This window comes from Bifidobacterium apousia, from assembly GCF_007559275.1.
Taxonomy (GTDB): Bacteria; Actinomycetota; Actinomycetes; order Actinomycetales; family Bifidobacteriaceae; genus Bombiscardovia; species Bombiscardovia apousia.
On the sequence record NZ_VMHK01000010.1, the window covers coordinates 1 to 2,458 of the forward strand.

General features: G+C 63.6%; 3 protein-coding genes. All 3 read right to left on the reverse strand.

The features are described 5' to 3' along the window. Positions 1-139 precede the first annotated feature (139 nt). Entirely contained in the window at positions 140-487 is a 348-nt protein-coding gene (locus tag FPK30_RS08100) for a hypothetical protein (protein WP_015022035.1), read from the reverse strand. Between the two features lie 24 nt (positions 488-511). Next, on the reverse strand, positions 512-775 hold the full coding sequence (locus FPK30_RS08105; RefSeq protein ID WP_141650026.1) for a hypothetical protein: 264 nt from the start codon (positions 773-775) through the stop codon (positions 512-514). Between the two features lie 183 nt (positions 776-958). Next, positions 959-2,389, reverse strand: coding sequence for a ParB/RepB/Spo0J family partition protein (locus tag FPK30_RS08110; RefSeq protein ID WP_015022037.1), 1,431 nt, complete (start codon positions 2,387-2,389; stop codon positions 959-961). Positions 2,390-2,458 lie beyond the last annotated feature (69 nt).

Genomic DNA, 2,458 nt, shown 5'->3' on the forward strand with positions numbered 1-2,458 from the left:
CTTCAGCAGCACGCCGCAGGCGTGCGACAGCGGCGGCCAGACATCAAGGCGCAGCCGCCGATGACCACAACCCCGGCCGAGCCGAGCATGGAAAAAGGGACCCCGTTGAGGGGTCCCTTGATGATGTTGCCCTGATGGGTCAGGCCATCTGGCTTCGGAGTCCTGGGTAGTGGTGTGCCAGGTATTCGGCGGTGGCTTGGCGGATCAGTGCCGATAGGTTGGTGCCTTCTGTTTTGACGGCGGCTTCGGCCCATTGGTCCAGGGCCGGGGTGGTGCGTACCTGCCAGGTTTTGCTGGTGGGTTGTTTGAGTTCGTCGCGGGGGCGGCCGGCGAAGATGGAGAGCAGGTCGTCGTCGGTCAGGGGGCCGGCGTCGTAGCCCCGGTATACCCGGGTGCCTTCGATGGGTGTGAATTGGCCGGCGTCGGCCATGCGGTCGAGTGCTTCGGCGTGTGCTGCCCTGTCGGCGGGTGTCTGTGTGTTGGTCATGGTCTGGCTCCTTGTTGGTTGTGTCTATTGGTATCTGAGATGTTGCCACCGGCTGGTCAGCGGCATGGCGTGGAAGGCGTGGAGCTGGCCGTCCTGCCATTTGCTGACGATGACTTCGAGCAGGTTGTCGGGTAGGGCCCCGGGGTGTGGCTGGCCGACGAAGACCACCGTCATCTCGTCGCCGTAGCCCTCGATTTGTTCGTGGCCTATGGAGTGGAGGACCGCGTGCCTGATTTCGTCGTCGGCGCAGCCGTGCTTGCGGGCTGATTGCTCTATCTCGATCTCCATGACCATGAGTGTAGTACAAATTGCACATACAAACCAGTCGTGCGTTCCTCGCGTTGCGGTCTGGCTGTCCGAACGCGGGGCGTTCGACGATGCCGATTCCACCCCGTGGGGTGGCGCGAGGCATCGCTGCGCCGCCACCGGCAGCCGGCCCCGCTTGGTGGCGGGGCCGGCTGCGGGGTTCATTCACTCTTTGGTGTCCTCCTCCTGGTCGCCGTCGTCTGTTTCATCTTCGTTCCCTTCGTTGTCTTCCTCTTCAGGTCGGGGCACCAGGTCGCCGTCGAGACCGGATTGCTCTTCGTCGCTGATGGCGTAGCCTGCGGTTTGGAGGGCACGGTAGAGGGGTTTGAGCAGGCCGTCTATGTCGTCTTGGCTGCGCCAGGTCTCGTGGTTGATCTGTGTCTCCATGATGGCGTGGCACAGGGCGAAGGCCGTCTGGGTGCGGCGACTCTCGTCAAGGTCGGCCTTTTGCGCCAGCTCGGCTTCCTGGTCCTGGACGATGGCGCGCCATGTGTCCCGCACCTGGTCCCGGCTGACCCACCAGGTGCGTTGGCTCGCTTGGGCGATGACCAGCATGGACAGGGCCTGGGACTGGTTTTTGGCGGGGCGTTTGAGGGACATGAGCCGTTGCGTGTAGGCCAGCCGCAGGTCGTGGCTTGCCGTGTCCAGTTGCTTGGCCGGTGCGATTTCGGCTTCTTGTTCGGCTTGCCACCTGGCCAGGTCATCCTCTCTTTGCCGGCGTTCGTCCTCCTGGTCCTGTTGGGTGTATGGCTCCAGCAGGGTGATTTTGACGCGCCACTGTCCGCCACGGTCGAGCAGTCCGGCGGCCGTGGGTTTGTCGCCTTCCCATTCCTCCAGCCATGTGTCGAGGGCCTGCTTGGGGTCGGGGTCGGTATCCGGGGAGAATCGGGCGATGGTGCGCCAACCTTCCGGGTCAGACCAGGATTGTGATGGTGTCAGCGGCACGATGGGCAGCCCGGCCTGCTTGATGGCTTCCTGGGCCTGTTCGATCCACTTGTCCAGCGACCGTTTGGCCTGGACCTGGTGCAGTGTCATGTTCCAGTTGTTGGTGCCTGCGGCTTTGATGAGCTGGTCTTGCAGGCCTTCGTCGTCGCGGAAGTCGGCTATCGTCTCCAATTCCTCGAAGCTCAGCTGGGATGGCAGCGCGAGTATTTTCTCGTCGTCGATGGACGATATTTTGAGCCGTCGCTGCACGGTGCTGCGGCTGCGGCCAGTGGCTTTGGCCATCTGGTCCACGTCTTCGCCAAGGTCCAGGAGGTGGGCGTATCCGCGTGCCTCGTCCAGGGCGGTGAGCTGGTCACGGTGTATGTTCTCTACCAGCATCACCTCCGCCTGGGTCTGCTCGTCCATGTCGGTGATGATACAGGGCACGGTTGCAAGGCCGGCCTGCTCGGCGGCCGCCAGCCGCCGGTGTCCGATGACCAGGGTGTGCCGCCCCTCCTGGTTCGCCGGTGTGACGACCAGGGCCTGCTGTATGCCTTGGGACGCGATGCTCATGGCCAGCTCCGACACGTCTCCTATCTCGCTTCGGGGGTTGGCGTCGTTGGGCCTGATGGCGTCGATGGGCAGCATGGTCACTGTGGTTGTGGTGTTCATGGGTGTTCCTTTCCTTGGTGCCGGGACTGTTTGTGCCGACGCCTGGAATGGCGGCCCGGGTATAGCGGA

Excerpts from the sequence above, each read along its gene's own strand:
- FPK30_RS08110 (WP_015022037.1), bottom strand. The coding sequence starts at position 2,389 with ATGAACACCACAACCACAGTGACCATGCTGCCCATCGACGCCATCAGG.
- FPK30_RS08105 (WP_141650026.1), bottom strand. The coding sequence starts at position 775 with ATGGAGATCGAGATAGAGCAATCAGCCCGCAAGCACGGCTGCGCCGAC.
- FPK30_RS08100 (WP_015022035.1), bottom strand. The coding sequence starts at position 487 with ATGACCAACACACAGACACCCGCCGACAGGGCAGCACACGCCGAAGCA.